A 10,808-nucleotide genomic window follows, 5' to 3' on the forward strand; every position below is an offset into this window, starting at 1 on the left:
TACGCCTGTTTGACCGGATAAAATCAGCTTGGGGGTGGCTGTATCCCGTCGCTAAAATGTCGGGCGCAACAACTACGTTGTTTTAAATCGCCCTTATTTATAGCGAGGGACTTATCCACCCCCAAACCCCCATTAGTTAACGCCAAGTTTTGTTAACCTAGCCGATGGAGATGAGTTCAGCCGTTTAAGGTTCTTGATCCCAAAACCTGCTGGGGAAATCATGAGGAAATGGGGGAGATCAGCTAAGATTCCTGACTTAAAGACAGTATTACTCACAAAATACACCTTAAATGTGAAATTTTTGGGTAAGTCTTGGGAGTACCCCAGCCGGAAAATGTTGAAAAACTTAAAATATTATGCCAATTCGCCATGTCATTGACCGACAATACAAAAATGTTTGTAGCCAAAAATACAAAAAGTTTCGGAGTAACGTTCCAAATCAGTCAGAGTCCCAAAACTCAAAACGACTCTCCCAGTCTTGATCCGACAGCCCATGGCGATAAGTCGCTTTGGCAACCTTTGCCTAACTCAGCGAGTCATTCCTGATCAGGAAGGTGTGTAGCCCGTCAATAGAATAGTGATATCTCTAGATTTGCTCCTTTTATGAAACAGTTGGTCAAAACATTATTTACAGCCTTTGCCAATGGGCTAGTTGCTTTTAGCCGTGCTTGTGGGCATCAGGCTTGGTTAATGTTTCTGTTTATCTTGGGCTTGTGCTTAGCCTTATGGCTGCCAACCCTAGCTTACGCTCAAACGCGGCTGAGTGATATCCAAGGAAATTGGGCGCAATCGTGTATTGAACAGTTAGCACAGCAGCAGATTATTCGTGGTTATCCAGATAACCGTTTTCAACCCAATGCCCCTGTAACTAGGGCTGAGTTTGCCGCCATGCTAGGTAAAGCCTTTCCGGATGCGCCAGAGATACGCACGGGCGGAAAATTTGCCGATGTGCCAACTCGACACTGGGCAAGTCAGGCGATTCGTCAAGCTTATCAAACCGGATTTTTAGCGGGCTATCCGGGCGGACTATTCCAGCCCAATCAACCGATCCCCCGTGTGCAAGCTTTAGTCTCCTTAGCCAGTGGGTTGAAGTATGTTCCCCAGCAACCTGCCGTTGAAACCTTGACATCAGCATTTGAAGATGATATATCGATTCCCAATTATTCCCAAGGCGCGATCGCAGCCGCTGTAGAAAACCAGCTTGTAGTTAATTATCCCAGCGTGCAAACCTTTAACCCGAACCAAAATGCAAGTCGGGCTGAAATTGCCGCTTTTTTGTGCCAAGCGACTCAAACCGCTGAGTTGATCCCCTCCCAGTACATTGCCAAAGTCGAGACTCAAGTCCCCAATTCGGCTCAAGCTGAGTTACGCGGGGTGTGGCTGACGAATATTGATAGCCAAGTCTTATTTTCCACGCAAGGCATTACCGACGCCATTCAACGCCTAGATCAACTTAACTTCAACACCGTCTATCCTACCGTTTGGAATTGGGGTTATACCCTCTATCCTAGTCAAGTGGCTAAACGGGAAATTGGGCGGGCGGTAAGGCTAGTGACTCCCTTAGATGAATCCCTTGATCCCAATCAGGGAACCCAAGGACGAGATATGCTCAAGGAAATCATCGAACAAGCCCATCAAAAGGATATGAGGGTGATTCCCTGGTTTGAATTTGGATTTATGGCACCAGCTGACTCGGAGTTAGCCCAACGTCACCCCGATTGGCTGACGCAAAATCGCCAAGGTGTGAAGATTAAACAAGAAGGAAGTCACGATCGCGTCTGGCTCAATCCCTTTCACCCTCAAGTACAGCAGTTTATCAAGGATTTAGTGATTGAGTTAGTCAACAACTATGACATTGATGGGATTCAATTCGACGATCATTTCGGCTTGCCCTTTGAGTTTGGTTATGATCCCTTAACAGTTAAGCTCTATCAACAAGAGCATCAAGGTCAATCACCCCCCAGTGATCCCAAAAACCCAGAATGGGTGCGCTGGCGGGCAAACAAAATTACAGATTACTTAACCCAGCTTTTCCGAGCGATTAAAGCGCAAAAGTCGGATGTGATTATCTCCCTGTCTCCCAATCCTCAAGATTTTTCTTATGAATTCTTTCTTGCTGATTGGTATACCTGGGAACGCCGTGGCTTAGTCGAAGAATTGATTGTACAGATTTATCGCAATGACTTTGATCGGTTTATTTCAGAACTCGAACAACCGGAAATGCAGGCGGCGCGACGTCATATTCCTGTGGGGATCGGTATTTTAGCGGGTTTAAAAAATAAGCCAATTTCGTTATTGCAAATTCAAATGCAAGTAGAAGCCGTGCGTCAGCGAGGATTTGCTGGGGTATCCTTCTTTTTCTACGAAACCCTGTGGAACAACGCTCCAGAACCCTCACCCCAGCGTCAGGAAGCGTTTCAGGCACTCTTCCCTCTACCTGCGCGATCGCCGGAAATTTCAGCCGATTGGGACGTCTCGGATTAGTATGAAGCGTCGGCTAGGGTTTGTCGGGGCGGGTAATAGGATTTCTGCTTGGCTATTGATGATATAACAGCTACCTTGGCAGGGAGAGGACATTCTTTACTATTCCCTATTCCCTCTGTTCCCTATTCCCTATTCCCTATTCCCTGTTCCCTCGAGGGATCAACGTTACTGCTTTCTAATTTAACCACGGAACCAGAAGCATCCGTGCGATAGATCCAGCGGTGTTGCCCTTTGGCAACAGCCACTTGCCATCCAGATACAGGTATCTGCTGACAAGTGGCTTCTGCGTCAGCCAATTCTAGACAATTATCAGACCAGGTATGGGGTTGCACATCAACCAGGTCGAGTTTCGAGGAAGGCACTCGTGTATGCTCGGAGGCATGTTGCAAAACAATATGACCAATTGCCGTAGATAGCTGAGGATTCGCCTGAGAAGACTGATTCGTCATCCCTTTATTCTTGGGTGATAGATGACCCACACTAAAGGACAAAATCAGAGTAAAAGCAATGGCTTGAAGAATTAGACGCGGTTGGATAGCGTTGTTTTGAAAGGTTGATGTTTCCGAGTTAGTGGGTTTAATCGTTTTCATCACAAATTTTACATAAGGGGGGTTGAGTTCGGATAGCGTACCAATCGGTAGATCACAGCACCCCAATACCGAGTTAGTCCGGAATCTAGCCGTTTATTCCGGTTGCAGCATTTTAAAATCGATTGCTATAAAATTTTTAACGGGAACAAAGAAATATGTTGTTTGATTGGACGCTACCCAATGGCAACATCTACAGAATCAAGTCAAACGTTGTTCTCTTCGCTTAACTCAATCCTTATAGTTTGTCAGTCTAGTCACTCGGCTTGACAGAGAATTGGCTTTCCTACAACTTTAAACAGGGTGAGCTGCTAGAGTATAAGGGATCACAGAAGAGCAGGTATATTGTTTTGAGTAAGGGGTTCTATGGTTGAGCAAGTGATTAACAAGCTCTTTTTAGCTAGGCTTGAAGTTTATCCCTCAAGCTGAGGTTGTACCGTTCGTATTGTACCGTTCGTATCGGTCAGCGTTTGGTAGATGACTCTTGCTGTGTTTACCCTTAGCCGTTCTTAGTCATATATTATTTTAACTGATAAAACAATAAATTTCTAGCCGCCAAAGACCCAGATGCTTATAAACTAACTGTTATAAAGACTACGTTCGCGATGCACCCCCAGCCAATTTCTCCGGCAACCTTTGGCTGATCACAGCAAACCTCACCTACAATGATCCCCGTTCAGCCTTACTGATGCGTACTCCTCCCCTGCTCATGAAAGAAATGAGGAACCGGGCAAGTAATAGAAATTAGGTAAGTCTAATCGATAAGAAGAAATTATGAGTACAACGGACGATGCACGGCAATATGCACCTGCGACTCAACGCAACCGCGAACCGATTCTTCAGATTCTACGTCGCGTACTGCCTGCAAAAGGTACAGTTTTAGAAGTTGCTAGTGGCACAGGGGAACATGCTGTTTTCTTTGCCCCACGTCTAAAGCCGCGTCAATGGTTACCTTCTGATGCCAATCCTCTAATGCGTGCCAGTATTGCAGACTGGTCTGCTTACGAACCTGCTGATAATCTTTACCCACCCTTAGATATTGATGTGCAGACACCGAGTTGGTCTGTGGAGAAGGAAGCGCCTGTTGATTGGCAAACCTCACCGTTGAAGGCGATAGTTAGCATTAATCTGATTCACATCGCCCCTTGGTCAGCTTGCTTGGGACTAATCGCCGGGGCAAGTCGTCTGCTTCCTTCAGGGGGCGTTCTCTATTTATATGGCCCGTTCAAGCGCAATGGACAGCATACTGCTGCCAGTAATGCTGCCTTTGATTCCTCGTTGCAGGCGTCCAATCCAGACTGGGGTGTGCGTGACCTTGAGGACATTGTGGCAATCGCCCAAGATCAGCATCTAGTTTTGGATCAAATCTACCCGATGCCTGCGAACAATCTTTCAGTCGTCTTTCATCATTCTTGAGCGGTTTGTGTTGCTTTCTCCAAAAGATTGGTACGAATACATCCGCTATACCAAGTCCAGTTTGGTTGAGAATCTAAGGGATTGTATTGCGCCCAAATCTTGCCGCTATGGGTTTGATAAAAGTCCACAATTTCTGCTGCCGCCTCACCTCCCCAAGGCGCTTTTACTGTAATCGAGTCGCCTTTGTGAAACAGTTCGCCAGCTTCATTTGTCGCTTCTGTAACTGGAGGGGGTGGCGGTTTCTTTTCAACGGATTTGGCAGGGATAGGTTTGGGTTTAATGGCTAGATAGGGTTTTTTTTCTGCCGTTGGAGGATTGGCTGGAGTAGAACTCTGAGTTGACTCGGCTTTTTCTTCTGTTGCTGGAGGACTGGCGGGAGCAGAACTCTGGGTTGACTCCTCAGTTGGAGGAGGATTAACCTCAGTGCTGTCCTGAGTTGATTCCTCAACTGTTTTCGTGGATTCAGATGTCTCTGACGTTTCAGGAACATTCGACGTCGAAGATTCGATATTGGTTTTTTTGCGGCTGGATTTTTTTTTGCGAGCCATAGCAGTCTGGTAGTTGTCAGCTTATTAGAACCTGAATTTTTCTGTCGGGGGGGTGGGGGTATTACCCCTCATCCCATCCTGGACAATTTGGGTTATTGTATACGTCTGGGGTGTATCTACATTTACCCCATAATACTCAGAGCTTCAGGAAATTCCATATATATATTGATCCTCTCGCTTTCCCATAGAGGAAGTCGTGGAAAGCAAAATTAGAGTTATTCTCAGGATTAAGGATATATCATCGCTGGCGCAGCCTGTCGTGAGGGTTCTACGACCGGAACAGAGCAGGAGATTTCGCGATCGCCAATAGTTTGACCTTGGCGTTAGTATAGCATCGCTGTCAGTCCTCGTCTCAGGATGTTTTACCGAAAAAACGCTTCTGGATAGATGCTCCTCTGATATGAAATAGGACACCTGTTTCATAGCAAGAGCGCTCGATGAAAGAAGCGCTACTCACGCCTTCAGGCTGAGGAGTGTCAATCACTCCAAAACCTCCACAATACCCGATCGCCCATCAATCCGCACCCGTTGCCCATTGCGGAACATCTGAGTCGCATTATGAATATCCATCACCGCAGGAATTCCATATTCCCGCGCCACGATCGCGCCGTGAGATAGCCGCCCCCCAACCTCAGCAATTAAGCCGCCTGCACGGGCTAATAAGGGCGCCCAACCGGAATCCGTATAAGGGACAACCAGAATCGTTTGACGGTCAATTTGTGGAGTTGATTGTAAATTATTTAAAACCCTAACCAAACCTTCCACTTGTCCCGCACTTGCGCCAATCCCGACAAGACGCTGTTGAGCGGGTTCTGATTGGGTTTGCATCAGAAATGAAACGGCGGGAGGATTACCATAGAATAGAGGCGGAACACTGCGTAATTGACGATGCTCATCTAACTGCGATCGTCGATAGTGAATCAATCTGGGAAGTTCCTCTCGCAACACCTGATCGGTTTCAGCGATTAGACGCTGAATCTCCGCAAATTCTAAGAAGAAAATATCCCCAGCTTCAGCGAGTAAACCGGATTCTAACCACCGCTTCTCCAGCGCTACAAAACTCCAACGCAAGTCGGCTAAAAATTGCGAATAAACTTCAGTTACTCGCCCTTTTAAATTCAAACGCGCTTGTACCACTTCCGCTTTCCAGCGCTGACGCTTGGGCGGTTTACTTGCTGGGGGAGGATCACATAAAAACTGAGCAAAGAGTTGGCGTATCGGTCGCGGGTCTTCTTTCCATCTGGGAACGGCAATATCTGTGGCGACATCGCTGAGATAGCCATATTCTGCCATAAATTGGTCGAATTGTTCTAAAACAGTTTGAGCATCGGGAATTTCCGACAAGGTGGTAAATACAGAAGCAGGATTATCACAATTAATTTGTTTGGGACTTAATAAATGGCGGGTATCATCGGCTAATTGGGCGAGCGATCGCAAACTGGCAATTTCTGGAGTTTGGCTACTATCTAATTCTTCATCCTTTACCTTGAGTAACGCTTGTCGCAGGGAGAGACTTAAAGGTGCAAGAATACTATAATACGTGGCTCGTTGTAATTCCGATAATATCTGGTTCACTCGTTCCAGAATTTCGGCATCTGATAATTCTGAAACCGATTGCTCTTGCAGTTGACGCAAAGCTGAAGCAAAATGGTGGTGATAATCTTGCTCAAAATCCTGATCTAAATTCCATTCCCGACCCAATAGACGAAGTAATCCGGGAAGGTTCCGCAGCGTGGATTTCAGAGGGGGTTTAGAAAATTTCGCTCCCCTGGTCAGAAACTCCAAACTTTCTGGCGGTAAACCCATGCGCCGGAAAATATCACCTAACAATGTGGCATTAAAATAGGCGCGAGAATAATGCAGCGTAGCAGTTTGATTAAACTCCAATCCCTGCGATCGTTTTTTTAACACGATGGTAAAAATTTCCCCCCAAACGCCACAGGTGAGGGGACGATTAATTGACCAAGTGAGGGGTCGAATCAGTCCAGGAATCACCTCTGCTGCAATCTTGCGCGTCCAGATGGGTTGGAGATTGGTAATTGGTCGCGTTTGCAGTAGCCATAACTGCTGACCGTCATAGGTCCATTCAATATCTTGGGGAATCCCATGATAGCGGTCTTCCAATTCCCGCGCTAAAGTAGCCACCTCTTGGATTAACGCTGGGGGTAAATCCCCCTCTCCTTCAATTTCAACCGATGGGGAACGATTATCTCCATTCTCCTGTTGATCAAGTGGGGCGGGTTTCGTCGAGTTATCGGTTTTGTCCTCAAGGTTATCGGTTAAACCCGCCCCTACAAGCTGGGGTTGCTGGAAAAATACCCGATACTGTTCTGGGGTGACTTGACCGGATACAATTTGGGAGGCATCTCCGGGTAATCCTTCGAGGACTACGGTGTCTGGTTGTTGCTGCATGGGGTCACGACTAAATGCGACACCGGAAAATACTCCTTGGATTTGTTTTTGAATTAAGACAGCCATCGCCGTGTCCGGTAAATCGCGGTTACGGCGATACCCTCTGGCGGCGGGGTGATGATAAGAGGCTAAGACTTGGGTAATCGCTTCTTTTAAAGCGGGGCGGCTGGTTACCTGTAAAACCGTTTGATATTGTCCAGCGGCTGACGAGAGTTCCGCATCTTCCCCAATCGCAGAGGAACGGACAACCAGGGGTTCTGATTCGGAAACCGGGAGATATTTCACCAAGGGTTGCATATCATCCCCTGGTGGTAAGATCCATCCCTGGGGTACAGCGTAACCCCAACGTTTAAGCTGGGATAAGGTTGCCGCTTTTGAGCCAACCTGTTGGGGATCAAGTTCGCGCTCAAGTGGAATAATAGCTTTATCGCCTCGGAAAAAACGAAACACGGATTTAGATTCTGATTTTGCCTGTTCGGTGGGAAGGTCTAAGTCATCGGGAATTTTCTGATAAATCCAACCAATAATTAGACTCAGCGCGATCGCACTAACAATTCTAGCGGAATCATGGGGGTGCAAGAGTGCCAGAATGAGGGGAAATAGGACTAAAACACCGATACGTCCCGTCGTGCGATCGCGGATAATCGTAAAGCCTATGCCCCCAATTAAAAATACCAATAATGCGACGCGCCAGTCATGCACCACAAATCCCCAGACCACATTAGTGGTTCCCGCACCTTTGCCCATCCAGTAGCGTCCCATGACTAGCATAATTAGGGCAATAATTTCCCAAGTCGGTTCCGTGGGGAAGAAATAACCCGCCAATAAGACAGCCACAATCCCCTTCAAGGCTTCTGATAATACGGCTAAGATACCCACCCAACGTCCACCGTGGTAGAACGCGGCGGAGACAGATACATTACCCGTACCGACTTGAGAGAGTTGGCGTCTTGTAAGTAAGTAGGTAATCCAGGAAATCAGGGGAAGTCCACCCAGTAGAGGACAAAGAACAAAAATGAGTAAAGCACCCCAAACCTGTGTTAGCGTCATGGGACATTTATTACTAAGATTTCCTTGATTCTACAAGGGAGATGGGGTAGTACCGACGTGACCGTGAAACGTCTCTACTCCCCATGCTTGCACAAAGGTGGCCAGAAACTTTTGCCGAGATGCACTAGAGCGTCGGTCAAGTATTCAATAGAAACCGGGTTTCTCGTGAGGATGACAACGCCATATCAACCTTTGAGCCAAAGAAACCCGGTTTCTTGACCGATGTCCTAGACACAATCTTTTCAAACCTCAAAAATGCCAAGTCCTTACTCAGCAACCTTTATCCGGATTGGTAAATTTTGGTTACCAGGCTATTGACAAATGGAACATAATCTTAAATTACCGCCAAGGGTGGTACACCGATCGCGATCGCAACAGGAGACTTATTCAGCTAGCCTGACTTACTTGCTCAAATGACTCAAGGGTAATAGAATACCGAATGTATGTTCTAAGCAAAGGAGCCAAATATGAGTAGTGGAAACAGTTTGGAACCCACTCAATATGCCAAGCATCGATACAATATCACTCAACCCATTGATTTTGATGTGGCAGTAAAGTATGGTGGTGCCCTGATGGCGATCGCCGGAGCCGATGGCGAACTCAGAGAAGCTGAATTCCAGTGGTATGTTGATGAACAAGAGCTTTTGATGGTAGACCCTCAAGAATACATCGAAGCCCTACGTCAATTTGATTGGAAGGGAGCCAATATTGAGGATCTATTAAAGGGGATCAGCTATGATTTCCCTATAAATTTTCGCCGCTCCATGTTGTACCAAGCGATTAAGATGAGCCGAGCTGATGGTGATTACCATGAAAAAGAAAAAGCGGCTGTGGCTAAAGCAGCAGAGATTTTAGGCATAGAACGCAGTACTGTTGTGACTCTAGAGTCCTTGGCTGAATTGGAAGAATCAACCCAGCGACTGCGGCTTGCCTTATTTGAGACAGACGTTTAATTTAGGTTAACACCTTTATCTAGAGGATTTTGATAGGTTTGTATTATGAGTAAGTCTATCAAAATCCTGTTTTGATATCTGGGAAAAAACTGTGGAGAAAATAGGGAATCAGGATTTCAGGATAATAGTTATCGTTTTTCCAGACAGTCCCCAAGAATATTTAATTGTATGAATAGTCATAGAGATGAAGAAAAAATCATCGAAAACTTTGACTGGAATCAGCTTTCCCTAGAGCGGTTGAAGCTGATTCAATCTAAAATTGGTAAAGCAATTTACATTAAGAAAAAATGCTTGAACTTGACCAATTCTACAGAAAAAATGTCCCAGATTCATGGGTACAAGGCAAGTTTAGCTAAAGTCTTTCCATCTCGTCTACGTAGTTCACTATCTGAATATAAACAGTGTGTTTTCGGAATCAGCCTTGGCAGTAAAAACTTTGTTGATCCTAAGCGCATCGAAGCCTGTATCAAATGGATTAGCGAAAACTTTCCGGCTTGCCTAGTCCTAGTTTGTGATAGTATATACCGACTGACAATCGAGGTGAGACAGGGAGTGAAAGGAGATGAAGCTCGGTTGGAGGCAATTCGCACTGGAGAGCAGTTTATCGATGAAAACAGTTACCTGTTCAACCAATACTCCGGACGTTGTAAGTTCGAGTTCCAAAAGACTTCGCAAATTGAGAAGCAATCAGACTTTGAGATGTATTACCAGGAACTCCACTGTCTTTATCAAAAAGACCAATCTTTTGAAAACATGGTCAACTCATTTGCCCAGAAATATCTCAATCGAGGTGAACAGGTGGAAGCGGGGAATAGGCAAGACGATTATAACCAAGAAAAAATGTATCTGGGTACAACCTACCTGCTTGAGGAGTCAGCTTTATTAACTTGTCTCGTTAAACAAGGATGGTCTGTTTTTGTTTATCCCGGATCAATCAAAACCTTTGAAGAAATTGTGGAGGGTTTATACCCAGAAGTCCCTGAACCACTCAAGCAGATGGTCTGGGTTAGCTTGCGCCTCAAACAGTGGACAGCTAAAAGTGGACATGAAACCCAATAATGGCATCATATCATGTCCGGTGGAATACTTACCAGCTCGTGTCGGACATAAATAAAGATAACTGCGTTCATTTTCCTGAACAGAAAAAATCCTTGCCCTTGAGTGCGATCGGTGCGCCTCTAGTCATTAAATCAATGGACAAAAGTGGATTATGTGGCATAACTATAGCCATCATGCCGATGGATTGGTGTGCAGTATTTGTGGTTAATGATTTGAAGCTTCTGGATAGATGTGGAAATATCAAACTGCCCGGTTTTTCTAACTGTGACTCGACCAACATGAGTACCTGCGTTTTTCCC

At 45.9% G+C, this 10,808-nt stretch carries 9 protein-coding genes; 6 read left to right on the top strand and 3 right to left on the bottom strand.

Features of this window, described 5'->3' with window-relative positions:
* Window positions 1–369: 369 nt before the first annotated feature.
* Both RIG27_RS29775 and RIG27_RS29780 read left to right on the top strand, forming a co-directional pair.
* Window positions 370–546, top strand: coding sequence for a hypothetical protein (locus RIG27_RS29775; RefSeq protein WP_446350723.1), 177 nt, complete (start codon window positions 370–372; stop codon window positions 544–546).
* Between the two features lie 57 nt (window positions 547–603).
* Window positions 604–2,484: a glycoside hydrolase family 10 protein gene (locus tag RIG27_RS29780; RefSeq protein ID WP_446350724.1), complete on the top strand. Its 1,881-nt coding sequence runs from the start codon at window positions 604–606 to the stop codon at window positions 2,482–2,484.
* Between the two features lie 122 nt (window positions 2,485–2,606).
* On the opposite strand, the gene RIG27_RS29785 is transcribed toward RIG27_RS29780, so the two are convergent.
* Window positions 2,607–3,074 (bottom strand): hypothetical protein, encoded by a 468-nt coding sequence (locus RIG27_RS29785; protein ID WP_446350725.1) that lies wholly within the window; start codon window positions 3,072–3,074, stop codon window positions 2,607–2,609.
* Window positions 3,075–3,845: 771 nt separating this feature from the next.
* On the opposite strand from RIG27_RS29785, the gene RIG27_RS29790 reads away from it, so the two are divergent.
* On the top strand, window positions 3,846–4,487 hold the full coding sequence (locus tag RIG27_RS29790; RefSeq protein ID WP_446350726.1) for a DUF938 domain-containing protein: 642 nt from the start codon (window positions 3,846–3,848) through the stop codon (window positions 4,485–4,487).
* Here the strand turns inward: RIG27_RS29790 and RIG27_RS29795 are convergent.
* Together RIG27_RS29795 and RIG27_RS29800 are read right to left on the bottom strand one after the other, a co-directional pair.
* Complete coding sequence (locus tag RIG27_RS29795; RefSeq protein WP_446350727.1) at window positions 4,478–5,035, bottom strand: hypothetical protein; 558 nt, start codon at window positions 5,033–5,035, stop codon at window positions 4,478–4,480. The two genes, RIG27_RS29790 and RIG27_RS29795, sit on opposite strands and share 10 nt — an antisense overlap.
* A gap of 480 nt (window positions 5,036–5,515) precedes the next feature.
* Entirely contained in the window at window positions 5,516–8,497 is a 2,982-nt protein-coding gene (locus RIG27_RS29800; RefSeq protein ID WP_446345881.1) for a glycerol-3-phosphate acyltransferase, read from the bottom strand.
* A 467-nt stretch (window positions 8,498–8,964) separates the two neighbouring features.
* Between RIG27_RS29800 and RIG27_RS29805 the strand changes: the two genes are divergently transcribed.
* The 3 genes from RIG27_RS29805 to RIG27_RS29815 form a co-directional block, all read left to right on the top strand.
* The gene (locus tag RIG27_RS29805) at window positions 8,965–9,450 is read left to right on the top strand and encodes a TerB family tellurite resistance protein (RefSeq protein WP_446350728.1); all 486 of its coding nucleotides are present in this window, start codon (window positions 8,965–8,967) and stop codon (window positions 9,448–9,450) included.
* Window positions 9,451–9,618: 168 nt separating this feature from the next.
* A complete protein-coding gene (locus RIG27_RS29810; protein WP_446350729.1) occupies window positions 9,619–10,509 on the top strand; it encodes a tRNA-dependent cyclodipeptide synthase in 891 nt (296 codons plus the stop codon).
* A partial coding sequence (locus tag RIG27_RS29815) for a hypothetical protein (protein WP_446350730.1) occupies window positions 10,509–10,808 on the top strand: 300 nt, incomplete at its 3' end. The genes RIG27_RS29810 and RIG27_RS29815, both read left to right, overlap by 1 nt.

This window comes from Coleofasciculus sp. F4-SAH-05 (genome assembly GCF_040222985.1).
Classification (GTDB): domain Bacteria; phylum Cyanobacteriota; class Cyanobacteriia; order Cyanobacteriales; family Coleofasciculaceae; genus Coleofasciculus; species Coleofasciculus chthonoplastes.